The organism is Leptospira broomii serovar Hurstbridge str. 5399 (assembly GCF_000243715.2).
Classification (GTDB): Bacteria; Spirochaetota; Leptospiria; order Leptospirales; family Leptospiraceae; genus Leptospira_B; species Leptospira_B broomii.
This window is the reverse complement of the sequence record NZ_AHMO02000008.1, coordinates 1,899,418-1,923,763: the sequence shown is the minus strand read 5'-3', so window position 1 is coordinate 1,923,763 and position 24,346 is coordinate 1,899,418. Positions and strand designations below refer to the sequence as shown.

Annotated in this window: 31 protein-coding genes; 13 read left to right on the top strand and 18 right to left on the bottom strand. The window is 44.7% G+C overall.

Translation table 11 applies throughout. The features are described from left to right. The first annotated feature begins 63 nt into the window (after positions 1 to 63). The 6 genes from LEP1GSC050_RS14570 to LEP1GSC050_RS14545 all read left to right on the top strand — a co-directional run bounded on the left by LEP1GSC050_RS14570 (position 64) and on the right by LEP1GSC050_RS14545 (position 3,693). Complete coding sequence (locus tag LEP1GSC050_RS14570) at positions 64 to 831, top strand: glucose 1-dehydrogenase (protein ID WP_010571944.1); 768 nt, start codon at positions 64 to 66, stop codon at positions 829 to 831. 4 nt (positions 832 to 835) lie between these two features. Further along, on the top strand, positions 836 to 1,999 hold the full coding sequence (locus LEP1GSC050_RS14565; RefSeq protein WP_010571943.1) for a thiolase domain-containing protein: 1,164 nt from the start codon (positions 836 to 838) through the stop codon (positions 1,997 to 1,999). Position 2,000: 1 nt separating this feature from the next. Then, positions 2,001 to 2,360 (top strand): Zn-ribbon domain-containing OB-fold protein, encoded by a 360-nt coding sequence (locus tag LEP1GSC050_RS14560; protein WP_010571942.1) that lies wholly within the window; start codon positions 2,001 to 2,003, stop codon positions 2,358 to 2,360. Positions 2,361 to 2,544: 184 nt separating this feature from the next. Further along, entirely contained in the window at positions 2,545 to 2,958 is a 414-nt protein-coding gene (locus tag LEP1GSC050_RS14555; RefSeq protein WP_010571941.1) for a c-type cytochrome, read from the top strand. Positions 2,959 to 3,048: 90 nt separating this feature from the next. Further along, complete coding sequence (locus tag LEP1GSC050_RS14550; RefSeq protein WP_010571940.1) at positions 3,049 to 3,258, top strand: hypothetical protein; 210 nt, start codon at positions 3,049 to 3,051, stop codon at positions 3,256 to 3,258. Between the two features lie 96 nt (positions 3,259 to 3,354). Further along, entirely contained in the window at positions 3,355 to 3,693 is a 339-nt protein-coding gene (locus LEP1GSC050_RS14545) for an STAS domain-containing protein (protein WP_010571939.1), read from the top strand. A gap of 58 nt (positions 3,694 to 3,751) precedes the next feature. On the opposite strand, the gene kdsB is transcribed toward LEP1GSC050_RS14545, so the two are convergent. Genes kdsB through LEP1GSC050_RS14510 form a run of 7 tightly spaced genes read right to left on the bottom strand, consistent with a single transcriptional unit; the run spans position 3,752 to position 8,865 of the window. Then, on the bottom strand, positions 3,752 to 4,492 hold the full coding sequence (gene kdsB, locus LEP1GSC050_RS14540; RefSeq protein ID WP_010571938.1) for a 3-deoxy-manno-octulosonate cytidylyltransferase: 741 nt from the start codon (positions 4,490 to 4,492) through the stop codon (positions 3,752 to 3,754). Next, positions 4,492 to 5,016, bottom strand: a complete 525-nt coding sequence (locus LEP1GSC050_RS14535) for a flagellar basal body-associated FliL family protein (RefSeq protein ID WP_010571937.1) — start codon at positions 5,014 to 5,016, stop codon at positions 4,492 to 4,494. Before LEP1GSC050_RS14535 ends, kdsB begins: the two co-directional genes overlap by 1 nt. Positions 5,017 to 5,039: 23 nt before the next feature. Next, positions 5,040 to 5,867 (bottom strand): flagellar motor protein MotB, encoded by an 828-nt coding sequence (motB, locus tag LEP1GSC050_RS14530; protein ID WP_020987212.1) that lies wholly within the window; start codon positions 5,865 to 5,867, stop codon positions 5,040 to 5,042. Positions 5,868 to 5,900: 33 nt separating this feature from the next. Continuing rightward, positions 5,901 to 6,683 carry a motility protein A gene (locus tag LEP1GSC050_RS14525; RefSeq protein ID WP_010571936.1) on the bottom strand — a complete coding sequence of 261 codons (783 nt, stop codon included), beginning with the start codon at positions 6,681 to 6,683 and terminating at the stop codon, positions 5,901 to 5,903. A 6-nt stretch (positions 6,684 to 6,689) separates the two neighbouring features. After that, on the bottom strand, positions 6,690 to 6,914 hold the full coding sequence (locus LEP1GSC050_RS14520) for a flagellar FlbD family protein (protein ID WP_010571935.1): 225 nt from the start codon (positions 6,912 to 6,914) through the stop codon (positions 6,690 to 6,692). Further along, the gene (locus tag LEP1GSC050_RS14515; protein ID WP_010571934.1) at positions 6,911 to 8,014 is read right to left on the bottom strand and encodes a glycosyltransferase; all 1,104 of its coding nucleotides are present in this window, start codon (positions 8,012 to 8,014) and stop codon (positions 6,911 to 6,913) included. Before LEP1GSC050_RS14515 ends, LEP1GSC050_RS14520 begins: the two co-directional genes overlap by 4 nt. A gap of 47 nt (positions 8,015 to 8,061) precedes the next feature. Then, the gene (locus tag LEP1GSC050_RS14510; RefSeq protein ID WP_040911738.1) at positions 8,062 to 8,865 is read right to left on the bottom strand and encodes an MlaD family protein; all 804 of its coding nucleotides are present in this window, start codon (positions 8,863 to 8,865) and stop codon (positions 8,062 to 8,064) included. A gap of 147 nt (positions 8,866 to 9,012) precedes the next feature. Between LEP1GSC050_RS14510 and LEP1GSC050_RS14505 the strand changes: the two genes are divergently transcribed. From LEP1GSC050_RS14505 to ftsZ, 3 genes are read left to right on the top strand one after another with little or no spacing between them, the layout of a single operon-like run. Continuing rightward, on the top strand, positions 9,013 to 9,756 hold the full coding sequence (locus LEP1GSC050_RS14505) for a cell division protein FtsQ/DivIB (protein ID WP_010571932.1): 744 nt from the start codon (positions 9,013 to 9,015) through the stop codon (positions 9,754 to 9,756). Positions 9,757 to 9,760: 4 nt separating this feature from the next. Continuing rightward, entirely contained in the window at positions 9,761 to 10,987 is a 1,227-nt protein-coding gene (gene ftsA / locus LEP1GSC050_RS14500) for a cell division protein FtsA (RefSeq protein ID WP_010571931.1), read from the top strand. 48 nt (positions 10,988 to 11,035) lie between these two features. After that, complete coding sequence (gene ftsZ / locus LEP1GSC050_RS14495; protein ID WP_010571930.1) at positions 11,036 to 12,238, top strand: cell division protein FtsZ; 1,203 nt, start codon at positions 11,036 to 11,038, stop codon at positions 12,236 to 12,238. A gap of 8 nt (positions 12,239 to 12,246) precedes the next feature. Here the strand turns inward: ftsZ and LEP1GSC050_RS14490 are convergent, their stop codons facing one another. From LEP1GSC050_RS14490 to LEP1GSC050_RS14470, 5 genes are all read right to left on the bottom strand, one after another. Further along, positions 12,247 to 13,323 carry a lipoprotein LipL41 gene (locus LEP1GSC050_RS14490; protein WP_010571929.1) on the bottom strand — a complete coding sequence of 359 codons (1,077 nt, stop codon included), beginning with the start codon at positions 13,321 to 13,323 and terminating at the stop codon, positions 12,247 to 12,249. A gap of 184 nt (positions 13,324 to 13,507) precedes the next feature. After that, the gene (locus LEP1GSC050_RS14485; RefSeq protein ID WP_010571928.1) at positions 13,508 to 14,338 is read right to left on the bottom strand and encodes a bile acid:sodium symporter; all 831 of its coding nucleotides are present in this window, start codon (positions 14,336 to 14,338) and stop codon (positions 13,508 to 13,510) included. A 24-nt stretch (positions 14,339 to 14,362) separates the two neighbouring features. Next, positions 14,363 to 14,899, bottom strand: coding sequence for a hypothetical protein (locus LEP1GSC050_RS14480; protein ID WP_020987293.1), 537 nt, complete (start codon positions 14,897 to 14,899; stop codon positions 14,363 to 14,365). A 9-nt stretch (positions 14,900 to 14,908) separates the two neighbouring features. Next, positions 14,909 to 15,658 (bottom strand): type I methionyl aminopeptidase, encoded by a 750-nt coding sequence (gene map / locus LEP1GSC050_RS14475; protein ID WP_020987747.1) that lies wholly within the window; start codon positions 15,656 to 15,658, stop codon positions 14,909 to 14,911. A 121-nt stretch (positions 15,659 to 15,779) separates the two neighbouring features. Further along, positions 15,780 to 16,448: a low molecular weight phosphatase family protein gene (locus tag LEP1GSC050_RS14470; RefSeq protein ID WP_010571925.1), complete on the bottom strand. Its 669-nt coding sequence runs from the start codon at positions 16,446 to 16,448 to the stop codon at positions 15,780 to 15,782. 263 nt (positions 16,449 to 16,711) lie between these two features. On the opposite strand from LEP1GSC050_RS14470, the gene LEP1GSC050_RS14465 reads away from it, so the two are divergent. Next, on the top strand, positions 16,712 to 17,542 hold the full coding sequence (locus tag LEP1GSC050_RS14465; protein ID WP_010571924.1) for an SDR family NAD(P)-dependent oxidoreductase: 831 nt from the start codon (positions 16,712 to 16,714) through the stop codon (positions 17,540 to 17,542). Here LEP1GSC050_RS14465 and LEP1GSC050_RS14460 read toward each other — a convergent pair. From LEP1GSC050_RS14460 to LEP1GSC050_RS14435, 6 genes are all read right to left on the bottom strand, one after another. Next, positions 17,539 to 18,291: an amidohydrolase family protein gene (locus tag LEP1GSC050_RS14460; RefSeq protein WP_010571923.1), complete on the bottom strand. Its 753-nt coding sequence runs from the start codon at positions 18,289 to 18,291 to the stop codon at positions 17,539 to 17,541. The two genes, LEP1GSC050_RS14465 and LEP1GSC050_RS14460, sit on opposite strands and share 4 nt — an antisense overlap. 170 nt (positions 18,292 to 18,461) lie before the next feature. After that, positions 18,462 to 18,890: a DUF3995 domain-containing protein gene (locus LEP1GSC050_RS14455; protein WP_010571922.1), complete on the bottom strand. Its 429-nt coding sequence runs from the start codon at positions 18,888 to 18,890 to the stop codon at positions 18,462 to 18,464. A 96-nt stretch (positions 18,891 to 18,986) separates the two neighbouring features. Continuing rightward, complete coding sequence (gene bla / locus LEP1GSC050_RS14450) at positions 18,987 to 19,694, bottom strand: subclass B1 metallo-beta-lactamase (RefSeq protein WP_010571921.1); 708 nt, start codon at positions 19,692 to 19,694, stop codon at positions 18,987 to 18,989. Next, on the bottom strand, positions 19,691 to 20,047 hold the full coding sequence (locus tag LEP1GSC050_RS14445; protein WP_010571920.1) for an MORN repeat-containing protein: 357 nt from the start codon (positions 20,045 to 20,047) through the stop codon (positions 19,691 to 19,693). The genes bla and LEP1GSC050_RS14445 overlap by 4 nt, the downstream gene beginning before the upstream one ends. Before the next feature lie 95 nt (positions 20,048 to 20,142). Continuing rightward, the gene (locus LEP1GSC050_RS14440; RefSeq protein WP_010571919.1) at positions 20,143 to 20,601 is read right to left on the bottom strand and encodes a hypothetical protein; all 459 of its coding nucleotides are present in this window, start codon (positions 20,599 to 20,601) and stop codon (positions 20,143 to 20,145) included. 91 nt (positions 20,602 to 20,692) lie between these two features. Continuing rightward, positions 20,693 to 21,856 (bottom strand): Acg family FMN-binding oxidoreductase, encoded by a 1,164-nt coding sequence (locus LEP1GSC050_RS14435; protein ID WP_010571918.1) that lies wholly within the window; start codon positions 21,854 to 21,856, stop codon positions 20,693 to 20,695. A 137-nt stretch (positions 21,857 to 21,993) separates the two neighbouring features. Here LEP1GSC050_RS14435 and sppA point away from each other — a divergent pair, with 137 nt between their 5' ends. From sppA to surE, 3 genes are read left to right on the top strand one after another with little or no spacing between them, the layout of a single operon-like run. Further along, positions 21,994 to 22,956, top strand: coding sequence for a signal peptide peptidase SppA (gene sppA, locus LEP1GSC050_RS14430; RefSeq protein WP_010571917.1), 963 nt, complete (start codon positions 21,994 to 21,996; stop codon positions 22,954 to 22,956). Positions 22,957 to 22,962: 6 nt separating this feature from the next. Then, entirely contained in the window at positions 22,963 to 23,565 is a 603-nt protein-coding gene (locus LEP1GSC050_RS14425; protein ID WP_010571916.1) for a hypothetical protein, read from the top strand. 27 nt (positions 23,566 to 23,592) lie between these two features. Beyond that, positions 23,593 to 24,345, top strand: a complete 753-nt coding sequence (gene surE / locus LEP1GSC050_RS14420) for a 5'/3'-nucleotidase SurE (protein WP_010571915.1) — start codon at positions 23,593 to 23,595, stop codon at positions 24,343 to 24,345. Position 24,346: the final 1 nt, after the last annotated feature.

Genomic DNA, 24,346 nt, shown 5'->3' with positions numbered 1-24,346 from the left:
AAAACGGTTTCATACCCTTTCCGGGAACGGATCTAATTCGAGACTATTAAGAGGAATCCAATAATGGCAAAACAATTCGAAGGCAAAGTTGCATTAATCACCGGCGCCGCTTCTCCCAGAGGATTAGGAAGAGCGATTGCAAATACGATCGCAAAGGAAGGCGGAGATATCGTCGTCGCCGATTTAAATAAGGAACATATAGAACAGGCTGCCGCAGAGATCGCTAAAGAGTTCGGAGTGAAAGCCATCGGAGTAGCTGCAAACGTTACTAAACCGGAAGATTGCGATGCAGTTATCGCCGCAGTGAAAGACAAATTCGGCAAATTGGACTTCTTGGTAAACAATGCAGGAGTTTTAAAAGACAATTTGTTCATCCGCATGACGGAGCAAGAGTTTGACTTCGTTATGGACGTAAATGCAAAAGGCGTTTTCCTTATGACCAAGTCCGCCTCAAAATTACTTTTGAAAGCGCCTTCCGCTCGAATCGTAAATATTTCTTCCCTCTCCGGTCTAACCGGACAACCCGGCCAAGCGAACTATTCGTCTTCCAAGGCCGCCGTCATTGCGTTAACAAAAGTGGCAGCAAGAGAATTCTCCGGTCGCGGGGTATTGGTAAATGCGGTATGCCCGGGCTATGTTCAAACGGATATGACGTCATCCCTTTCGGAGGAAGTTCAAAAGAAACTAACGGATCCTTCTTTCATTCCGTTAAAGAGACCGGGAACGCAGCAAGAAATCGCTAACGCGGTGGAATTCTTCCTGTCGGATAAGGCTTCATATATCACCGGTACGTATCTCCGCGTGGACGGCGGAGCAGGGATCGGGTTATAATTCCATGAGAGAAGTCGCGATCGTAGGAGCCTACGAAACGCTCCATGGAAATCATAAAGACAGAACGCTTAGGGATTTGGTAACCGAAGCCGGAAACGGAGCCGTTCGGGACTCCGGAATCGATCGAAAAGAAATTCAAGCCGTCTATGTGGGAAATTACGCAGGTAACGAATTCAACGCTCAGAACACGATGGGTTCTTACGCAGCCAACTTACTAGGATTAGGCGACAGACCGGCAATACGAACCGAAGGGGCTTGTGCCTCCGGAGGAATCGCAATGAGACAAGGATTTCTTGCCGTAGCATCGGGGCTGTACGATACGGTCCTAGTTTTAGGAGTAGAGAAGATGAACGGCCTGGACCCGGAATCGACGATGGAAATCGTCGCACGCGGTCAGGACCAAGACGTAGAAGGCGGGTACTGTATTTCCGGACCATCCGGCTTTGCGCTCAACGCGACTCGACACATGCACGAATTCGGCACGACCAAGGAAATGCTCTCTAAGGTTGCCGAAAAAAACTATTATCATGGAAGTTTAAATCCTTTCGCTCATAAACAAAAAGAGATTTCGTTTAATAATATAATGAAGGCAAGAATGGTTACGACTCCATTCGGATTTCATGATGTTTCTCTAGTAACGGATGCAGCTGCCGCTGTAATCATTACGACAAAAGAAAAAGCGAAATCGATTAGAAAAGATTACGTTTTAGTAAAAGGGTCCGGAATCGGCGGAGATTACTTTAATGTGACCCTAAAGAAAGATTCGGTCAGTTTTCCAGCTTCGCTTCAAGCCGCTGCCGAAGCGTTTAAGATGTCGGGCCTAGAAAGAAAAGAGATCGACGTACTGGAATGCCATGACTGTTTTACGATCACCGAGATCATAAATATAGAGGATCTAGGATTCGTGGAAAAAGGAAAAGGCGGCCCATTTACTTTGGAAGGCCATACTCGTCTTGGCGGAAAACTGCCTGTCAATACTTCGGGAGGCCTAAAAGCAAAAGGCCACCCTGTCGGCGCGACCGGAGTTGGACAAGTCGTAGAAATGACATTTCAGTTAAGGAACCAAGCCGAAAAACGGCAGGTTACAAATGCTCGAACCGCACTGACCCATGTTTTGGGCGGTCCCGGTGCCGTTAGTATCGTACATATTCTGCAGAGAGGCGACTAAAATGGAGACCGTAGAAATAAACGTGCTCAAGGGAAAGAAATGTACCTCCTGCGGATTTGAAATGACCGAGCCGGCAGTCGCTTGCACTCGTTGCGGAAGCGATTCCTTACAGGAAAAAGTCTTTAGTGGAAAGGGAAAAGTCTATACCTACACGGTCGTTCATGTAGGCTTCGGTCATCTAGCGTCGAAAGCTCCTTATGTTCTTGCAGTCATCGATCTAGAGGAAGGGGCAAAGACGATGGGTATCCTGGAAGGTCTATCGGAAGGGAAGCCCGTCACTGAATCCGTCAGGATCGATATGCCTGTCATATTCGATAGGACGGAGCCTAAAACCGGGTCCTTCTTTAAACCGATCAAATAAACAAACGCAGCCGGATTCGATACCGGAACCGGTTGCAAATTTCTTTAATATCGATCGATCCCCTTTTGGAAAATTGTTTTCTCATTGATATACGTCAAGTTCCCCGGACGTTTCTGTGACAAAAAAATTCCTTTGCTTTCCAATCCTAGCGAAGAAAGATGGAATCATGAAAAAGGAGAAGTCCATGAAAAATAGGGCTCTATTAATTTCCGCCTCCGCGACAATGATCGCTTTGGCTCTGGTTTTGAATTGTGGTGATAAAAACGAATCTAAAAAGGAAGCGGCTGCGCCTGCTGCTACCGCGGCTCCTGCACTCACTCCTGAATTGGAGCAGGGAAAAGAAATCTTTGCTGCGAACTGTGCATCTTGCCACGGTGAAAAAGGTGCAGGGGATGGACTCGCAGCGGCGAACCTAAATCCTAAACCGCGTAATTATAAAGCTCCGGCTAAAGAATGGAAGAACGGACCGACGGAAGCCGGTATTCTAAAAACGTTAAATAACGGAATTCCCGGCGGCACGATGGTGGCCTTTAAGTATCTAGGCGACGATAAACTTAAATTAGTCGCAAAATACGTAATCCACCTCACGCAAAACTAATCCCTAAAAGGGTGGGTTTTCCCCCACCCTTTTCTCCGCTATTCGGGCTTTTCTTCTGGAACTTTTCCGCCCTCCCCTAATGCTGGAAATGTGAACGGATCTCCAGCGCCTCATTGCCAAACTTGCGGAACTACTCGAAATTCTCCCTTAGTGAAAGAGTTAAAGACCTATTCTAAATCCGCCTGGTTCTTAATTCTATTCGGCATTTCCTCCAAACCGAAAGAAGTCAGCTTTCAATGCACTAAGTGCGGTGAAATATTCGACAAACTTTCTCCGCAGGAGCTTGAACATTATACCTAATCTTGGTCGGCAAAATGGCAGTCCTACCTTTCAAAAACCCCATGAAACGGGGTTGACTGCGGTTTCGAGAGAGGGTCTTTGTGATAAATAAGGCATATGTCTGACGAATTCAAAATAACCGTGGACTTGGAGCCGTCTGTACCGGTGTTACATATCTCAGGCGAGATCACTTCCGATGCCGACGAAGACATCATCAACAAATATCATTCTATTCCGGAATTGCGTAGAGCTCGAGTAATTCTGAATTTTCACGGCACATCTTATATCAATTCTGCGGGATTGGCAACGTTGATCAGTTTGATTACAAAGGCCGCGGAATCTTCCGCAAAGATCGAGTTTGCGGGTTTAAACGATCATTTCCGTAAAGTGATGGATATAGTCGGATTGACTGACTTCGTATTGATCCATAATACTCTTCAAGAAGCTTTAGGTTAAGCGATCGACTTCTATCTTGGAAGTCGAAGCGGTTAAATTTGCAAATAGTCGTCCGACTCTATATCAGGCCTTTGGCTTGAAAATCCTGGATTACTAATTTTAAATCATTCGGGGTGTCCACGCTCAATGCAGCGCGTTCCGTTATATGTACTCCGATCGAATAGCCTGCTTCCAGAGCCCGTAGCTGTTCCAAAGATTCCGAATCCTCCAACGGGCTCGCAGGAAGATCGGGATAACTTAACAAGAAATCACGATCGTAAGCGTAGATCCCGAGATGCCGAAACGCAGGAACGTTTTTCTTGAACTGGCTGGGAATCGGGGAACGGGAAAAATACAAGGCTTTACCCTTCGAATCCATCACGACTTTAACCCGATTCGGATCGGTGATCTCGACAGGGTCCATCGGAGCTGCCGCGGTAGTCATGGCCCAATCGTTTCGATCTATTTTAAGGCGAGCCACACCGTCGATCAATTCGGCCTCTATCCCCGGTTCGTCGCCTTGTATATTTACAACCACGCCGAAGTGCGGAAATCGTAAGGCGACCTCCCGGATTCTATCCGTTCCGGACGGATGATCGGGAGATGTCATTACGGCGTTCCCCCCGTTGTCCAGAACGACCATCAGAATTCGCTCATCGTCGGTGGCGACTACAAGCTCATTCACTAAAGAAGACTTTAGTGAATTCTTATATGTCCAAAGAATCATAGGAAAATCCCCTATATTAACAAGGGGCTTTCCCGGAAACCTTGAACTTCCGAACCTTGCCGGGATGACTCCGAGTACTTTGGAATTTGTCATTAGTTCACTATGAATTCCGTAAAGTAGACTTCCTGAATCTTTCCTTCCGAGAGTATATGGTTAATTTGAGCTTTGATTTCCTCGCGAAGATCCAATTGATCTTCCACGTCGATTAGATCGTCCTTGGTCTTACGACCTACGATCAAGTTCACCAAATCCCGCATCTGAGCGATCCGTTCCGCCAATTCGTTCGTTATCTTCGTATCGTCTTTCGCAACACCGAAAGAGAGTTTCATTTTGACGAAGTGAGTTTCACCCTTATCGGCCGTATTGATCCTAAATTCTTCCTGGAATGCGAACGTAACTAAAGGAGGAGGAGGTTTCACCAAGGAAACGTTTTTCATTTCCCGAAACGTACTCGTGGCGGCCTGCTTTGCGACAAACATAGATACAAGCACAACGATGATAATTCCAAATACGGCTCCCGCAATATAGATGAGCCATTTTATAAGTGGAGAAGAACCGGCTCCGCCGTCCGCGGCAGGGACGCCGCCTTCTTCTTCGTCTATTTCGGGATCACCCATGGGTTACTTCTCCTTTTTCTCTTTTAAAATCCACTTTCGGTGGAAGTTTCCGAACCTGGTACTCGGCTCTTCGGCAGACCGTAATTGGATTCATGCGGTCCTCTCTTCGTGGATTTATCGGTTAAGATTACGATATCTATCCTTCGATTGAATGCTTTTGCCTCTGGTGTGCCTTCGTATTCTACGGCCAAAGGTCGATAGGACCCGAAACTTACGGCCTGAAACCAACTCGGATCAAGCCTACCGACACCGACTAAATAATCGGTGGAATTAATCGCCCTTGCACCTGCCAGATCCCAATTATTAAGATAGGCACGTTCTTCCCGATTCGGATTAGCCCCGGGAACGACAGCGTCCGCATCGCAATGTCCTTCCACCCTTACGAAACGCTCTAAGTCTTTTATTAATCCGCTCGCTTTCTTAAGCGTCGATTTAATAGGATCATTAAGAATCGCCGAGCCGGGTCCGAAATAATCGGCGCCTACCAAGCTAATGACGAGTCCACGTTCATCTTCCGTTACGCGAACCTTGCCCGCTTCGATCTCCGGTTTGAATAGTTCGGTCGCGGTCTTCTTGGATTTGGATAGAGCCTTGCCGGTGGTCATCGAAGGAAGACTTTCGATATTCATCCCCATCTCTTCCAACTTACCTTTTGATAGGGTCTGTCCCCCGTCAAAGAATCCGGTCGTCGTTTTAAATGCGGATAAAATGATCTGCATCTCGATCGCATTCGTCTTACCGGTCTTATAAAGCATGATAAAAAAACATAGTAGAAGGGTCACCATGTCCCCGTACGTAAGCATGTATTCGGGGATGTTCTGAATGCATTCTGGACATTTTTGCTGCGCCATAAGTCTTCCAACCGTACGGGATTCGTTCCCGGATTAATCCCCTTCTTCCTTCAAGACGCCTCGTTCGGACGGCGGCAGGAAGCTGGCAAGTTTGTCTTTCACGATCCGAGGGTTGTCTCCGGATTGAATGGAAAGAGTTCCCTCTATCATAATTTGCTTTATTAGTAATTCATCTTCCGATTTACGAATTAATTTTTTCATAATGGGAATGGCGAACATATTCGCACCCATCGATCCGTAAAGAGTGGTGATCAAAGCCGCAGCCATCCCGGTTCCGATCGCACTCGGATCCCCGGAACCGAGGTTTTTAAGCATCTGCACGAGTCCGATTAGCGTTCCGATCATCCCGAATGCGGGAGCAAGAGCGCCCCAGTTTTCCCACCAAGCTTTTCCCTGCGAATGGCGGGTGGCGATATTTCCCATTTCGGTTTCCATAATATTTCGTACTAATTCAGGATCCGTTCCGTCCACGACTAAGGTAATTCCTTTTCGTAGGAACTCCTCCGGTAATTCGTTAACGTCGTCTTCCAGAGCGAGGAGACCTTCCCGTCTTGCCTTCTCGGAAAAGGAAACTAGAGTCTTAATCAGTTCCACCAAGTCGCTCTTTTCTTCACGAAACGCCTTACGAGTAATTTTACCGACGTCTAGAGTCGACTGCCAGGGAACCGCCATAATCGTACAGGCGGTAGCGCCCCCGAACGTAATCAAAACCGAGGGAATATCCACGATATCAATCGGGTTCAACCCTGCGGAAAGAATACCGAAGGCCACAACGACTAAAGCGGAACCCAAACCGATGAGTGATGCTATATCCATGATCGCTTAATCTACCTTCTTAAATTGGTCGGGAGTAGAGCCTATCGGAAAGACTAATACCCTCTTTTTGAACTCGATAATCTTTTCGATCACTTGCGGAACGCTCTCCTGCACAACATACTTTCGATCATTCGAAAGAGTGATCGTCGTATCAGGATTAGCCTCGATACATTCTATATGAGTAGCGTTCAGGACGAATTCCGTCCCCTTTAAACGGTGCAGGGTAATCAATTGCCCTTCCTCGAGCGGGAGTTCTTGTTTATAGAATCGACCGCCTTCGAGATTTGGATAATGAATTTTTCCTCAGTAAATCGATTCACGGAGGTCTGAAAATTTTTAGGCTTCCATTCGATCGAATCCGACCGGATTAAAGCTGAATTTAGCGCATCCGCCGTCTGTTCTCCGAAAAATACGCCTGTTTTTCCGCCTACCACGGTTTCCAAAGCGCCACCTTTACCGTATGCAATCACGGGAGTGCAATATCCTTGAGCTTCCACAGGCGCGATCCCGAAATCCTCCATCCCGGGAAAAACAAAGACTTTTGCCCTCGATAGATACTCGATCACTTCGGAACGAGGGCGATGAGGGAGTATTTCCACGTTCGGGGGGAGAAGTTTAACCAGATTCTTATATTCTTGGCCGCTTCCCAGGATCTTTAATCGACGACCGTTTTTCCGGTATGCCTCGATCGCCAGATCTATCCTTTTATAAGGAGCAAAGGCGGAAACAATCAAATCAAATTCCTCTTTTTGAATCCTCTTTACTTTAAATCCTTCCGGAAGACAAGGGGGATGGATGATTGTAGAGTCTCGTCGATAGAATTTTTTAATTCTCCTTCCTACAAACGCGGAATTCGCCAAAAAAGAATCCACTCTATTTGCCGAAGCCGCATCCCACATTCTAAGGTAATTCGATATCGCTTGGAACGCAAAAAACTTCAGCCCTTTTCGAGCCGGAAAATAATCGTAATATAGATCCCAAACATAACGCATCGGGGAATGCACATAACTAATATGAATCGCATCCGGATCCGGAATCACCCCCTTAGCCACACAATGCGAGGAGGAAAATACCAAGTCATAGCCGCGAAGATCCAAAGATTCTATCGCAGTCGGAAACAGAGGAAGATACCACCTGTACTTGGATTTAAACGGAAGTCTATCGGTGAAAGCTGTCGTGATTTTACGAGTTTCGATTCTTTCGTTGAGTTTGCCCGGTTCGTAAAACAAGGTAAATAGGTCGGCATTCGGAAATATCTTGAGAAGGGAGTCCAAAACGACTTCCCCTCCGCGCATTCCGTTTAACCAATCATGAATGACGGCGACTTTCATATCCTCCCAATCGGCAAGAAACGGCGAATCGCCACGGTTTTTTCAACCTATAGTCTGTTAAGGTAGAAATCGGAGGATATGCTACCGATAAGGGTGGTTCTACGATACAAGTTAACTGAAAAAGGAATGAGAGAAGAACGCTCCAATTTTCGGTACCCTTCCGTATAGCGTCGAGTATCGTCTCCGAATAAACGCATATCCACCATCGTCTCGGCGATATTATCATGAATATCGTTATCGTTTAATATTCTAGGAATACTGCCCTTACTACCCTTTAGTTTTTCGGAAACTTCCAGTAAGTTCCTAAACGTAACGTGAATATCGTTTTGATTTTCCCGGATGATTCCTGTGGAAGCTGCAAAGAAATCATCGTAATATTTCGCGGAAGGTGCAAAATCAGGAACTTTTTCCTCTTCCTCTTTATATGTCGGCTTAAAAAATCCCAGGTTCGCTTGGTGTTCCGCATTACCTGGATCGATGTCTATGGTTCTACCGGACAGAACCGTCGCAGTCCGAAAACTGATATTGTAATTCGCATATAATGTGATCGGGTCGGCCAGTCGTATCGTAATTTCGACGGCTTTCTTACGAAGCGGATCTAAAAACCGTTTATCCGGAACTTCTTCGATCGGAACCACGTCCACGTCCCGAACTAAGCCCTTCTCAACCCCGAGAATACTCACGGAAGTTCCCGGCCGAATTCCCTGAGATTTTGGATAATAGATTTTGAGAGTGTACGGATAGATATCTTTCGTCCCGGCTCTCTCCAGAACGGAATGATAGAGCAGCAAAAAGAATACGAAAAAGAATGCTAATCCCAAATGAACGGGAGACGGTCTCGGAAATTTCATCGATTCGGAACGTTTCTCACCTAGAGTATGTCGGTATTCGGTAGATAGCAACTAAAACGTTCTCGGAAAATCGAAAATCAAACGGGAAACTCCGATTTTTCCCGATAAGATACTTAGGAAGGAAGAAAAAGGTTCTTAGAAAGCTTTATGAGACATAATCTAATTGACTTTCTGAAAGATTCCATTCAAAAAAGAACAAGTTGGTGGCTCCTGGCCATTCTGGCTCTGCTCGTCGCTAGCCTAGGATGGGGATTCCGAAAGGGGTCCCTTCCCCAGGAGTTGAACAAACTTATCCTGACCGGACACGAGACGCTCAAGACGGAAGAAATCGTTCAAATCATGGGAATCCAACCGGGAACTTCTTTCGAAAATTACGACCTGAGTCTCATGGAAAGCCGCCTAACGTCTCACCCTCGAATCAAAAAAGCCAGACTTGAAAAAAAGTCCGAGGATCAGCTATTGGTCGAGATTACCGAACGAAAACCAGTCTATCTCGTCAATTCCGACGGTCATCTATTCGAGATAGACTCAGAATTGAAAGTTCTATCCAAAGACGACGTTCGAACACCCGGATTGACTGTGCTCTCGGGAACCTTCCCTCGGGAAGGTGGATTCGTCAGTGGTGCCGCGTTCAGAGATTTATATACCTCGGTTGAGAACGCATTTCGCACATATCCGGCATTAAAGACAAGAGTCTCCGAAGTTTCGCTTCACGAGGACGGAGAGATCTTCGTTTATACGGATGCACCGATCCCGGTAAGAGTGCAAGTAGGCACTCTATTCCAAATCGAACAAGTTCGTAAGTTATATGCGGTCCTTGCATATCTCGAAAAAGAAAAAGTCAAACCACGATTAGTGGATATCCGCGGGGAGGACGCGGTCTATCATTAAGCGAATGGAAGCTTCGGAAAGAACAATCGTAGCGTTAGATTTAGGAACTTCGCTTACTAAAGTCGTCGTTGGCCGCCCCATTTCGGAGTACGAAACCGAAATCATCGGCACAGGCTCTTTCCCGTCTTCGGGGATCAAGAGCGGAGCGATCGTAAATATAGAGGCGACTACTCGTTCCATTGTGGAAGCGGTCAGCGAGGCCGAATTGATGTGCGGACAGGAAATCACGTCAGTCGTCGTGAATGTCACAGGGAAGTCCGTAAGAGCCGATAACTCCAAAGGAGTCGTGGCGATAACCAATCGAGACCGAGCAGTAACGGAACCGGACGTGGTTAGAGTCATAGAAGCCGCGCAAGCCATACGAGTTCCTGCAGACCAGGAAATCATACACGTATTGTCCAAGGAATTTTCCGTGGACGATCAAACTTCCATTAAAGACCCGATCGGAATGACCGGAGTCAGACTAGAGGCGGAAGTTCACATCGTCACCGCGGGAATTACAGCACTTCATAATTTAGAAAAGTGTGTTGAAGCTGCAGGATTAGTGGAAGAGGCTCGTGTTCTTTCTAGTCTTGCTTCCTCCGAGGCGGTATTGACATCCGGAGAGAAAGACCTCGGAACCGCTGTATTGGATATCGGGGCGGGGATTTGCGACTTGATCATTTACATAGACGGAGGAATCGCTTACTCTGCGATAATTCCTTTCGGAGGTTATAATGTAACCTCCGATCTTTCCATAGGCCTAAAAACAACCATTGAAACCGCAGAACTATTAAAAAAACGATATGGACATTGCACTCTCGACGAGATGGATCCGACGGAGACCGTGGAAATTCCTCCGATTAGCGGACGCCCTGCTCGCTCCGTTTTACGGGAAGAATTAGTTAATATTATCGAACCGCGCATGAGAGAAATATTCGAAATGGTGGATGCGGAATTGGTGAAATCGGGAAAAAAATCGTTTCTTGCGGGTGGAGCGATTCTTACCGGCGGCGGAAGTCTTTTGGAAGGAATCGAATCTTTGGCCGAGGACGTCTTTCATCTAACGGTCACTCGAGCTCGACCCGCCGGACTTTCCGGTTTGGCCGAAAGAGTTTCTTCGCCCGAATTTTCGACGGCAGTAGGGCTCATTAAATATGCGTCTCGCTTAGGTGAGATGGAGCAGAGATCCCAGGATCGTACCGAGTCCTGGGGTAAAAAACTCCGTAGATGGATCGAAGAGAATTTATAGATTTCCGGAAATTTCGGAATCGTTTGTAAGACCTAAGGAAGGTGAAATATGTTGCGTTTCGAAGAAGAAGCAGATAAGACAAGCCCGGCCATAATTAAAGTCCTCGGTATAGGTGGAGGAGGCATGAATGCGGTCGCGCGCATGGCTCACTCCAGTTTGAGAGGAGTGGAATACGTCATCATGAATACCGACGAGCAAGTATTGCGCCGCTCGGATATAGAAAATCGAATCACTCTCGGATCCAAAATCACCAGGGGAATGGGGGCAGGAGGAGATCCCGAACTCGGTGCAAAAGCGGCGGAGGAAGATCGAGACAGAATTCAATCAATTATCCAAGGAGCCGACATGGTTTTCGTTACCGCGGGAATGGGAGGCGGAACGGGAACCGGTGCGGCTCCCATAGTTGCAAAAATTGCAAAAGAAATGAAATGCCTCGTAGTCGGGGTAGTCACAATTCCTTTTTCATTTGAAGGTCGACGCAGAATGGAGTTAGCCAAACGCGGTATCGATCAATTGCGAAACTACGTGGACACTCTCATTTTAGTAAATAACGAATCGATTTTTCAAGTTGTGGACAGAGACACTCCGATCGATCAGGCCTTCCGAGTCATCGATGATATTCTATTAAACGCAGTCAGAGGAATCAGCGACATCGTGAACAATCCCGGTATTATCAACGTGGATTTTGCGGACGTAAAAGTCATTATGAGAGACACCGGCGACGCAGTCATGGGTGTGGGCGAAGGTAGCGGCGAAAAGAAAGTTTCCGAAGCTGTGAATTATGCGATCGATAATGCGCTTTTAGATTCTCGTTCAATCGCCGGGGCAACATCTCTTCTGATCAATGTAACCGGGGGAACGGATCTTACGATTTCGGATTGGAACGAAGTGTCTCAGATTATCACCTCTCAAGTCGATCCTAACGCGAATATTATCGTCGGATTAACCGAAGACCCTGAATTAGAAAAAAGGATCCGTGTAACGGTAATTGCAACCGGATTCAATAAACGTCCTGCAAGCTTACCGACGAATTCAAGCGTTAAGTATCCGGCAGGACAACTGCAAAGAAAGGTCGTAGGTTTGGCGGAACAGACTCCTGTAGAAGAGCAACGTCCATCCTATCGTACGGAGCCAGAGAGAATAACGGATACTGAAACTTATCGGTCCCTAAAAACTCGCTCAGGACAGTCGTCAGCTCGGGAAGATTATGATATTCCGGCTTTTATGCGCAGAAGCGAAAAAGGAAAATAAATTAAGGTCTATTCTTCGATCGCTTCCGCCGCAGAGGAAGCGATCTTACTTAAATCTTTTAGATAGCCTTTTTTATTACTTCCGAGTTTGACCGCGGATTCATATAATTCCGCCGCCTTTTCAAAATCTCCTTGAGAGAAGTAATATGTGGCGAGATTCGCCTTGGCAGCCCAGCTTTTTCCGGAGGATTTTGCATCCGCTTTTTCCCAAGCTAACTTTGCTCGATTAAAACTGGGAGTGTCGCCTTTAATCTCTTCGTATCCTTCCGAAAGATAAGAAGCTATCTCTGGATCGTCATCGTCGGTAAAAATTCGAATGCTTTTCGTTTCCGCTTTCGGCGATAGCCTAATTTCCATTTCCGGAATCACTTCCGTCAATGCTTGAGATAATGATTCCAACATAGCAGGGCAGGAGGTGGCTCCGACGCTATTATAAATCGTGGTAGGTTTGGAGATAACGGCTTTTTTAGATTCTCCAGTATCGACTCGCACTAAAGTCGCTTCTATCGGTAAAAGCAACTTTCGAACGCCTGTCGGCTTCATTACCGGATCATTATTAGGCCGAATCGGAGCGGACGAACGATGATGTCCCCGCCTATTGTTAGAATTAGCGTTTGCAGCAGCTTGTAAAATCAACATTCCCATAGCCATATAGTCTGCACGCATTTCCAAACTACATTCATAAACAGGCTTTGCGACACTGATATAAAGAATCGCCTCCGCTCCGAGTAATTCGCCTAATTTGGCTCGACCATTCGTTATTCCGGCGAGAGATAAGCTCGCCTGGTCTATAATGTCCGCTCGTTTACTAAGATCGACCATCTTAAAATAGGAATCCTCCGAAAACGCTTGGAAAATCTTTGCAGGTACAATTCGAATAAAGGCTTGGCTGACGTCGGCATCTTGTCCCCAGACATCGGCAGTCGGCGACTCGACTGCCAAAGCAACGACTCGGACTCCTTTCAAAAAATGTCGAAGTTCTCGGCCTTCTTTGGTTTGAGGAAATGAAGGATATTCGACTGAAACCCTCTGACAAGAAAGCCAAAGCATCGCTCCAACCAAGAGTCCAAGTAGTATTCTTCTCATTTTACGTCCGACCTATTATTCTTCAGGATTGTACATCGTTAACAAGAGCCTTCCACATAATTTTTAGCGTTAAGATGAATCCGTAAAAAATTCTTTCGAACTCTCTCCATCTTCAAAATTGGATTCCGTTTTTATGCTTCAAAAGTTCAGCACTTCATTCCTAACTCTTAGAGAATGAACAACGCTAGTCGCTCTTTTTATTTTTCCATAATACGGAGGCGATTCCGACCGAAAGATACATCAGTAATCCATACATTAAAATCGTAAGTAAGGTTTCCGATTGTCGAACATGGAGTTCAGCCAATAATAATGCCAAAGAAAGACTTCGAACGCCTGATACGACAGAAACGGAAGCTCGAGTCGAAAGATCGGCCCAAAAAAAGAAAGGGGGAACCGCTAAAGAAACGACAATAATGGCAAATCCTCCTATCCAGGCAGGGGGTCCAAGAGTTACCGCTTTTTCGCCGTACTGAAAAATAAGTAGAATCACCGAGAGTAAAAGAGCTAACGTGCTGATTCGTTCTACGAAAGGTAGAGAACGCGCCGCTAATTTCGGTCGGTAGTCGCGACCGATCAAGCCGATCAAAAGAGGTAGGCCCTGTAAGAAAAAACCGATCGCAAGTAACTTTAAAAAAAGGTCCCATTCGAACGCAGGACCTCCCCTAAAAAAGGAAAAAAGGAAGGGAGTCAAAATCGTATTTGCGCCGTTTAACAATGCGATAAGAAGTCCACCGACTGCCGGGTTTCCGCCGGCTCTTAATACGAATAAACCTCCAGAGGCTCCACCGGGGGAAGAAGCGCATAAAAATAGACCGATTAAAGTCGCGTCCGATAAATCCAACCATCTCGATGAAAAAACGGCAACAACAGGTAAAAGTCCGAAATTAACTATGAATGCCATTCCGATCGTAGATGCGGACTCGCGAGCGGAACCCAGTTCGCCTCGATGAATCTTTAACCCCAGGCCCAACATAGAAGAAAGAGAAAGGAGTATCAAAACGGCTTTAATCAGCATAAAGTTAATTCAATATAATTCAATTTACCCTTCGCATATTTTTCTGAATTCGTTTTTTTCTTTTTTTACTTGAGAAACGAAAGTTGAGATCGAAAAGAAAAAAGCGAATCCTAAAAAGAAGAACGGTAGAATCGAAGCTCGATCCGAAGAAATGTTGCTCTGTACTAGAAGTCCGAACGAAACTACTACGGCTAATGCCGCCGGCACGGTAAGAAGAGAACCCAGGTTCACATATAAATGAAATTTAACGACAGACTCGGACTTTTCCATTTTGCCGTAGGACCAAAGCCAACTTCTTCTTTTTTGAAGACTGGAAGCGTTTTGAAAAAGAATCGTTTCTTCCAATCGTTTCGTAAGATAACCGATTGCTTCTAATTTTCGAATCGCTAAATCTAGGTCGACGCTTGCCGGGAAATTTCCTTCCATTATGCGCGGGAAAGAATTTGTCGCATCGGAAAATTGAAATTCCTCTTTCTTCTTTCTATCCCTAAGCGAATAAAAAAATATAAGAACGAAAACCAAAAACGGAATCGATGCGGTAACAATCGAATTTAAATCCATTTTTTCCTCTTAGGCGGCTGTAAGAATTAAAGGACCGGAATCCGTTACAATAACAGAATGCTCGAATTGTGCCACAAAGGAACCGTCAGGAGTTCGAAGAGTCCAACCGTCCTTGTCTTCTCTAAAATCTTCGGCACCGGTCGAGACGAAGGTTTCTATCGCTATTACCTGGCCCGATTGCAATTTTCTCCGATCCCTCGGTTCATAATAATTCAAAATATCAAAAGGTTCTTCGTGCAAAGCGCTACCAACTCCATGACCGCAAAGTGAGCGGATCACCTTGAACCCGTTTTGCCTCGCCGTGTATTCGACGGCCTTGCCGATATCATTCATTCTATTTCCAGAATAAACATTGCTTAACGCGTTCTTCAGGGCAAGAGCAGAAGTTTCGAGTAAGAGTGCTAACTTCTCGGATTTGGATGATCCTATTAGAAAACTTGCACCTGTGTCGGCAAAATACCCGTCCAATTCGAGAGAGACATCTATGTTTATGAGATCACCATCTTTTAAACGCCTTTCGCCCGGAATACCGTGAGCGATTTCATCGCCAACACTGATACATGTATAACCCGGAAATTTATAGGACAGCATAGGGGCGCTTCTTGCTCCGAAGCTTGAAAAAAAACCGAATCCAATGCGGTCCAGTTCGGCAGTACTAATTCCGACTACTGCAGCTTTCCTCATATAATTTAAAGTTTCGGCAACGACCTTACCGACTCGCCGAAGCGCTTCCAGATCCTCTTTAGTTCTCACAGTCATAAAAGAAACTATTTCTAAAGAAAGAAAAGGATGCAAACGATTTCACAAATCTTGCCTTCCATTAAATAATAATCACTTTAGGAAAGTGAAATCGGTTCTTGCTAAGTTATCGCTATGAAATTCAGATTTTATTCTTTACTAGTTGGAACGTAAAGAGTAGCTCTCTGGCGATTCTTTCGCAGGTTTCCGTATATTTAGAAATGACCTCCGGAGTGTCGTCGGCGGATTTTGGGTCCTCAAACGGCAGACTAATCCTTGCCTCCGCTCCGGCAACATAAGGGCAAGCCTCATCAGCCGTCGAGCAAACCATAATCACAATAAAATCGCGATGCGGATTGGGGGGATCGGAAAATTTCTTGGAAAAGGCAATAAGTGCAGGCGTGCCATCGGCCCAGCGAATCGAATATTTCGGATTTCGGGGAGGTCCCTCGTTTTCTATTCGAAAACCGATGCTTTCCAATGCCGTAATTGCATTCGGATGAAATGCGGAAATTTCCGTCCCGCCCGAAAAGGCTTTGATCCCCGGAATACCGAGAAATTGCGGAATGGCTGCTCCAAAAATCTGTGAAATTTGACTCCGTCTCGAATTCTGGGTGCATACAAATAGAATCGTAGCCTTACTTCTATTTTCAAATGATTCCAAAATCGATTCGGAAAGCTGGGTCAGTATTCTCTTCCGATCCGGCAAGATGCTTTCCGTTTCAGTTTGTCTTTCGTTTAAGAAATTTCTAAGATTTTGAAATAATGGCGACATGGAAGAGGATTCTAGGGACTTCATTTCCTCGAGCAAGCTAGTTTCTTTGAGTCGTACGGGATTATTTTGGTTAGCCCCGCCCTTCCTGGGCGGGGGCCGGTGCGGTGGAAGTACCGCGACCCGCATAACATTTTATCTTTTTTTGCACAACACTTTTATACGGGATCGGTATTGTATGAGCTCCCACATAAATTCTATAAAGCATATGATTGACAGTCGGTATTATTTCAGATACAGAATTCCGATCGTTACCGTTCGTCCTTGTGTTCATTTAGGCTTGTGAATCGATTAAAATTGAAATGAAATCTCAAACATATTCCATAAAATCCTCTCAAAAAACCGTCTTAATCACGGGCGGATCCTCCGGAATCGGTAAGGAACTTGCTCTTCATTTTCATACTGCAGGCTATAGGGTTTTGATCGTCAGTCTTTTCAAAAAGGAATTGGTAAAGGCTCGCCAAGACTTATATGCAAATTCGCCTTATGGGCAAATCGACGTACTCGAATGGGATCTAACTTCGGCCGACTCTTCGAAAAAAATCCTAGCCTGGGCAAAGTCATTGGGAGTACAGATCGATGTTCTGATCAATAATGCGGGATTTGGGCTTTGGGGAGAATCGACCGAACTTTCTACCGAAAAAGTCGAATCAATGTTATTATTAAACGTAAACGCGATTACGTCCCTTTCTTCCGCTTTCGGAAAACAAATGAAAGAACGAGGTCACGGGATTATCATGAATGTCGCGTCTACTGCTTCTCTTCAAGCCCTTCCTTTCATGGCGGCTTATGCTGCAAGTAAATCATACGTGGTTCGATTTTCGGAAGCGATTGCGGAAGAACTGGCGCAGTACGGAGTAAAGGTCTGCATACTTTATCCAGGCACGACTCGTACTAATTTTCTGAGTGTGGCGGGAATTCAAAAAAATGATACGAAAGGCTCGTTAGGCAAAATGGCAGACCGGATTGCGATGGATCCGAAAGAAGTGGCAAAAATTGCATTCGAAGGTTTATTGTCCGGTAAGAAGAGAATTATTCCAGGTACATTAAACAAGCTGCATTTTCTTTCCGCAAAAATTTTCCCGAATTGGGCGGTGCGAAAAATCGCCGCAAGAATATTCGGTAAGGATTAGGATGAAATCCCGTAAAACTTTCTAGCATTCTTAGAAAGAATTTTAGTAAGTAGGTCGCCGTCGAAGGTATCTCGAATCAAATTTAAATCCTTTTCGGTAAAAGGAAATGCTGCGCGAGTGGATGGAAGATCAGTGCCGAAAAGTAAACTTTCCGGGTTCGCATCCGCGATACTTCTCAATGCGGATTGTACATCGAAATCAACTCGCCCAAAACCGGTGGCTTTAACTCGAACACCTTTCTTCGCCAATTTCAAAACTGTAGGAAGCCCTTCCTTCGAGAGACCCATATGATCTATCGAAACTTTCGGTAAAGAAAGCAAGACCCCTTCTAAAAAGTCGTCGATCTCTTTAGCATCTATATAAAGTTCAACGTGCCAACCGGCCAAATCGTATACTCTGGCTCCCATCTCCTTAATTTTCGATAACTCCTCGGACCCTCCTCTCCTTACATTAAATCTAATCGCCCTTACGCCTGCGTCCGAAAGTAAAAGTATCTCTTGGTCTGATGTGATGGCCGGCAATTGAGTAACGCCTACGAATTTTTTCCCAAGAACGCTTAATGCATGTAGCAAATATGTTTGATCGAATGCCTGAAAAGATCCCGAGACTATCGCTCCTCCACCGATCCCGAGTGGATAAGCCTTGGACTTGTAATCAGTGACGGTAAAAGGTTCCGGTAAAAACCCGTGATTCGGCACTAGCGGGAATTGCGGATCAATAATATGAAAATGTGCATCGAACAAGGACATGTCTTAGTATAACTCACCGAAGAATAATGGTCAAGAGTTAAGAACAAGATAAGTTGGATATGTGAAATTTAAAGTAATAGTATAATAGAAATCAATAATTTATCTGATCCAGCATGACGACAATCTCTGCCGCGAAATCAGTCGGAACCGCAAGCAATATCAGAAATCGCTTATTGAGTGATTGCTAAATACGAAGTCAAAATTCCTATTAAAAGGCAAAGAGGGGAATATACGCGAGTGTCCCAGTATGAGAATTTCGTTCCTCTAACTTTTTTAAAGAAACCTACATAACGCAAATCACCGAATGCTCTAAGAAAAAAAATCGCAGATATTGCGGCAATGGACCACCGATATATTTTACGCTCGATCGGCGTTTGAAAGAATCCGGAAAAGGCTAAAATAAGGGCAGCCATCGACCAAAAAATCAACACCAGCAGAAATGTAATACCAACTCCAGGTATAAAAGCCGGTCGACCTTCCAATTCCAACTGAGGCACGACCGAATCCGACCCCCAATTACCGCCAAAGACCCAATACAAATGGATGCATCCTAGGAACAGGAAAATTGCTGTTAGGCTAAGAGAAATAAAATCCGGCATAATGAGAGCTTACACCCGAGCTTTAATAATATCGAGAATTTTTCCATTTAGAGGAGGCTTTAATGAAGAAAGGATACTGCGTATCCGGATTCAAAATCAGTTGCCGGACAATAATTCTAAAGTTCTTCCAAACGCCTCCGGACCACCCCAAGCTTCATGTCCCGGTATTAAGAATTTCGCGTTTGAAAAAGACCTCTCCAAGAACCGTATTGTTTTAGGCCATTCGACCAGATTTGCATCTTTAATATTTCCTAGGCTTTTTGCTTGGGGACTCTTGACTAAACAACCGCCAAAAAAGACCTTCGACATGGGAAACCAAACTACAATATTGTCTTCGCTATGACCTGGACCCGGATAAAGAACTTTGAATACGAGATCGTCCATCCGGAAGTCCATTTCATCCTTCAATAGTCGGTCGGGAACGGGTAAGTTGAGCGATTTCATCTTATGAATTGTCCTTCGATTTGCGTAACTTGGAATATTCCTGTTCTTTAATTCTTGAATTCCCCCGGATCGATCGTCATGGAAATGAGTTAGAATGGCAAAACGAACAGGCATTTTTAAATTCTCTTTAATCCAAAGTAAAATCTGGACCGTCTGTTCATTTCCCCAAGCGGTATCGATGAGAATCGCTCCCGATTTCGTCGAAACGATTAAACCGTTGGAAGGAAAGGGTACGTTGTCGATTATATGATACGAAGTATGAACGTAAAAATTCTCGGTCAACGGAATCATACTGATTTTCAAATCGCTGGATCCTAGTTGCCAGGGCAACAATAAGGCAATCGCGACGATGATCTTCATTCTACCGCATTTCCGGTATTCCATCGTCCCTTATACAGAACGACTCCTTCCAAATCGTAAAGTATACCTTCCCCATCGGGCTTATTCGATTTCCAAGAACCGACATATCGGTTCCCGTTTATGTAAACATAAGTCCCCGTACCTTCTTTATTACCGCGAACCCATTCGCCATCATAAGATTCACCCGATTCCAAAACGAGTTTACCCTTACCCTCCGCAAGTCCGTTCTTAAAATTACCCTCGTATCTGTACTGGCCGGATAAGTATTTAATTCCGAAACCTTCCCTACAGTTTCCTTTTAAGCAACTAGGAGAAAGATAATAATAGGCCCCGGCAGCAGCTATAACGACCATGAGAAATGAAAAATATCCTTTTTGCATGCGACAAAATCAGTAAACAGTGAATATTTTAATAACGGAAAGAAAAATCATTCATGCAGTTGCTGGAATCAAAGTCGACTAGCCTTATAAATTTTATAGGGAGCGACCGCCAAAGACGATAAAGGAATCGCTATCAATAAAGCAAAAGACCGTGAAAATACTCCGTTAAACGCTTCTTTAGCCGCAATCAAATTCGATTTTCCTATATATAAGTCCTGCAACAATATATCGCATAGGCCGTAATTCCCGAATGTGGAAAAATATAAATAAACGGGAACGTAGGCGATATAAAAATATACGCCCAAAAGGGCAGGAATGGAGGCCAACCAAAGACTTAGAATTCCACTCGTCGGCGATCCGAAAGAAACGGTTAAGAGGCAAAAGACGGCAATCACACAAGCTATCTCGGTGTAAAATAAATACATCGACTCGTCCCCGTTAACGCAGGCCCCGGCTTCGGCTAATGGTAGGGTAAACGGGATCAAAATCGAAAAAAGCACACCTATCCAAAATACAATTTTCCTCATTCTCTCCTCGTCAATTTAATTCCGGCAAATGATCGATCGACTCATCAGGAACTCGAAAGCGTTCTTATAAAGTCTATACGCTTTTTATAAATTATCCGGCGATCATATTTTTCAAATTTCTTCTGGGACTGAAAAACTCGTAATCGCTTTTTCCGATTCGAACTAGCATTTGGATTTTCTCCCCTTTCTTTGATTGCATTTCGTTTTCAAACCGTTCTCGAAGAGTATTCATTTCCGAATATTCTTGAAGAATCTGACTCAAAGGATGAACCACGAATCCGTATTTAGTGGCTGCTAATTGCAGTCGCACGTAATCTCTTCCAACGAGAATCCAATCCAAAATCCTGTTCTGAGACGTCTTTAAATAGATAAAGCCTTTCGAACTATTTACTTGTTCGGAAAATATGTCGAGACCGGCTTTCCGATTACTCTCGGAATGCCAGCTATCCTTACCGGGTTTCAGAAAAAAATTTCTTACGGCGAAATATTTAAATCCTGAGACCCCGGAGCCTCGTAAAGATAAACCGTCCCTCTTCGAATTGATCTCATCGTCGTTGTAGCGGAACCAAATTCTGGATTCTTCATACGTATTGTAAGTATTCGTTTCGATTTCCATGGCCGAAATCGTCGACTTTCTAAGTTCCGCAGACTCCTTTTCTTTCACGAAATGAGCTTGAGAGAATCGTAATTTAGCATCGACGATAAGATTTGAAAAATCATTTTCATTCAGAGAATCTCCGAAATAAACGCTCCGATTTGTCGCTCGCTTCGGAATGTAATCGGCGAGAGGGTCGACGGGAAGGTTCGCAGTTTTTTCCAGGCGTATTTTTGCGATCGGTTTCTTTCCTATATCCCCGGCAGTATATTTGCCGTTCGGAAAAATAATGAATTCGGCTTTATATCCAAATCGACTAGCTCCGATAGCTAACGTTTCTAAGAAGGTACCTTGTCCGATGTGAATTTGTCTTGATGGCGGATCGGTATCTTTTAATAACCTACGTTCATCGACATATAAATTCGCCGATTGATCGTCTAAGATTTCGAATTTCCACGGCTGAACATTATGCGGGTTCGGGGCAGTGATTCCAATATTAAGGGCGTTTAAAATGGGCTTACTAAAACCCATCGCTTCGGAATTCTTGAACGGATTATTTCCTTCCGGTCCGAAATTTCGATCCGAAAGAGAAGAGCAATATCCTAAGAACTCGGGAACAGTTAAAACTATTCCCAAACCAATTGATTGACGAAGAAACATCTTACGCGAAAGCCGAGTCATTCCCGAAATTTAGGGCTTGAATCGAAATGGTCAAACCAATATCTACCCGACTACCGATCCAAGAATGCGATAGCTAATTCATTGACAATCCGCAGGTACTAAGTTTCCATCTATTCGTGGATCGAAATCGTCTCGCTTTAGCTGTAACATTCGTCATAACCGTCCTGGCTTTATTCGTAGGCTTAATTAATCTTGTATCGAGCATCAGCCCGTCGAAACTTACTCGCATCGATGGCGGCGGAGGATTCGGAACCGAACGAATCGGAGCCGCTTTAATTAAGATAGAGGGCGAAATTCATTCGGGGCATTCCGGCTATGATAGCGCCGGAGCTCAAACTATACTCCAACAACTCCGCTCGATCGAAGAAGATCCTAATATCGTCGGCATCTTGGTAGAAATAAATTCTCCAGGAGGAAGCGTAGGAGCTTCACAGGAAATTTATCGGGAATTGATGCATCTCCGAAAAGAGAAAAATAAGAAGGTCGTCGTTTCGATGAAAGACATCGCGGCTTCCGGCGGTTATTACATAGCTGCTGCAGCGGATAAGATCTTTGCCCTAGGCGGGACTTTAACGGGATCGATCGGAGTCATTGCGATTGCCCCCAACATTAAAGGATTGTTGGATCGATACGGAGTTAAAGTGAGAACCTTTAAGGAAGGAAAATATAAGGATTCATTATCTTTATTCCGGGACAATACTGCGGAAGAGGACGCGATGATTCAGAAAATGCTCTCCGATACGTACGAGGAATTTATTGAAGACGTTTCCAAAGGGAGAAATCAGACCGTTAAATTCGTTCAGTCGTTAGCGGAAGGAAGGATCTATTCCGGGCAAGACGCATTTCGAAATAAGCTTATCGATGATATCGGCGGTCGTCGAGAAGCAGTAGCGGAACTTTCTAAATTATGCAATTACGACGGCACCATCCCGCTTTACGAAGAGGAGCCCAACCCTCTTGATCGATTCTTCCAATTATTTCAGGCAAAGACCGGAGTTTTCTCCGGAGAAAAAGCGCTCTTAGAAGAATTAAAACGATCTCCGATCTTGGTTTTATACCCTCAAGCCATGGCATGGTGAAAATCTATGCTTAAAGTATATTACACAAAATTTATAGATCTACTTGACGCGACCTTGTTCGAGCCGTTTCGATTGGAAAGTACCTTATCAGGCTGGGATTCCCGATTTTTAAAAATCGTTACGACTCTCATATTGAGTCTTTCGTCGTTAAGTGCGGCAACCGGATTTATCTTAGTTTGTCCACCTTATACTCACCGAAGTTTCGGGCTTTTAATTTCAGGTTTTTTGGGTCATTTGACTTTTTTCGCCTTACTTCCTTACCCGCTCGCTTTCATTCTCGACGGGCTGGCTCAGAGAAAGGATAGAAGGAGTAACTCGAAAGTGATGTTTATATTCGCACAATTATCCATCTCGATATTTCTTTCCCTGGGAGCCTGGGCCGTCCTCTTCGCTCAACTCGGACTTTCCGGCGGAATCGGCATCATAATTTTATATCTGATTCATTACGGTTTTTTTATAATTGTTTTAATTCGAGGAACGATGTATCTTTACGAACTTAAATTTCGGGATGCACTTTCATTCAATGTAAGCACGTTTCTCGTTTCCTTTTTCTTTCCGTTAACGATGTATTTCGCGATAGGCTCTTCCTTTGGACCGGCCTTTCAATAGGAGAAAAACGAAAACTCTATCACCTGCATGAATATTCTAATAACAAACGATGATGGAATTTCTTCCAATGGCATCTTAGCGCTAGAAAAGATTTTGGGCGAAGATCATACGACTTACTTGATCGCGCCTTTAAAAGAGAAATCGGCCAAATCGATGGCCTTGAGTATCTACGACTCTCTTCGTGTGGAGAAGATCAACGACAATCATTACATAGTGGACGGCTACCCCGTCGACTGCGTCAATATCGGGATCCACGGAAAAATTTTTCCCCCCATCGATATCGTGATTTCGGGGATCAATCGCGGCGTTAATATGGGCCACGATATCCATTATTCAGGAACAGTCGGAGCCGCAAGGCACGGAGCGATTCATAAGATTCTGAGTTTAGCGGTAAGTTCCGGCAACCTGAACAAATCCCATGATTATATTCGAGAAGCCGAACTGGTGCGCGATTTACTTAAAGCTTGGAAGGAAGCTTTAGTCCCGGAAATCGTCTATAATATTAACATTCCTGCCGAATTCGAACATTCTTTGGCTTCAATCGAAGTCGTTCGATTGGGAAAAAGAACGTATGTGGACACGTATCATAATAATCTAATTGTTAACGGGATCTCCGAATTCTATTTAGGAGGATCAGAATTAGGTTATGTTCGGGAAACGGGAACCGATTTCGATACATTCTATCGAAATAAGGTTTCGCTTACCCCTTTAAGCTTGGATCAAACAGATTTAGAACAACTAAGAGATTTTAAAAATAAAATTCGACTCCCTTTTCAATAAT